We start from the raw sequence: 782 nt of genomic DNA, 5'->3' as shown, positions 1-782 counted from the left end.
GTAATTTTGATTGCAAACCTTTTATCGGCTTGTGCATTAGCACCAAAGCTAAAACAGCCAAATGATAGGAACCGTGTGCCTATTAATAAAACAATCCCTGCCGAAATTAAGCGAGGAGACAGATGAAAAAGCGATTTATTATAACAGGAATGATTACCCTTTTGGGAATGATAAATTTGGCACATGCAGTGAATATTGATGGATCTCATATAGATCCATTCAGGAAGACATATATTCTACAACCACGTACTCCAGCGACACCACCTGCTCCTTCAGTGAATATTGGTGATATAGATTCACTCAGGAAGACATATTTTACACAACCACGTACTCCATCGAATTCACCTGCTCCTGCAGTGAATGGTGGTAAAGCTCATCTAGATTCATTCAGGCATACATATGCTATACTACCACGTACTCCATCGAATTCACCTGCTCCTGCAGTGAATGGTGGTAAAGCTCATCTAGATTCATTCAGGCATACATATGCTATACTACCACGTACTCCATCGAAATCACCTGCTTCACCGAAATCACCTGCTACACCAGCAGAATATCTGGAGCTTATTAAGCTATTAAAAAAAGAGGAAATTATTGAGCTCTTAACAAAACAGCTTGAGTTGAAAAAAAAACAACTTTCGCAAACAGAAACAACCTATCAAGCTATAACAAATAGTCAGAAAACTGAACCTAAAACAATTGACGTTTCTAGTTTTTTTCTCAAAGAACCAGAATCGCTCTATAAGAAAGATAAGCTTTCAAGGGAATCATATCAAAAGGTA

General features: G+C 38.0%; 1 protein-coding gene and 1 pseudogene. Both read left to right on the top strand.

The window, feature by feature from the left end; all coding sequences use genetic code 11:
• A partial coding sequence (locus ACFILY_RS09580; RefSeq protein ID WP_375638010.1) for a TrwH protein occupies window positions 1-126 on the top strand: 126 nt, incomplete at its 5' end.
• Window positions 123-782: pseudogene (locus ACFILY_RS09575) on the top strand (hypothetical protein); the annotation flags it as partial. The gene ACFILY_RS09580 and the pseudogene ACFILY_RS09575, both read left to right, overlap by 4 nt.

The organism is Bartonella sp. CL25QHWL (assembly GCF_042195335.1).
Lineage (GTDB): Bacteria > Pseudomonadota > Alphaproteobacteria > Rhizobiales > Rhizobiaceae > Bartonella.
The sequence above is the reverse complement of the archived record's forward strand: the minus strand, read 5'-3'. Positions and strand labels throughout refer to the sequence as shown.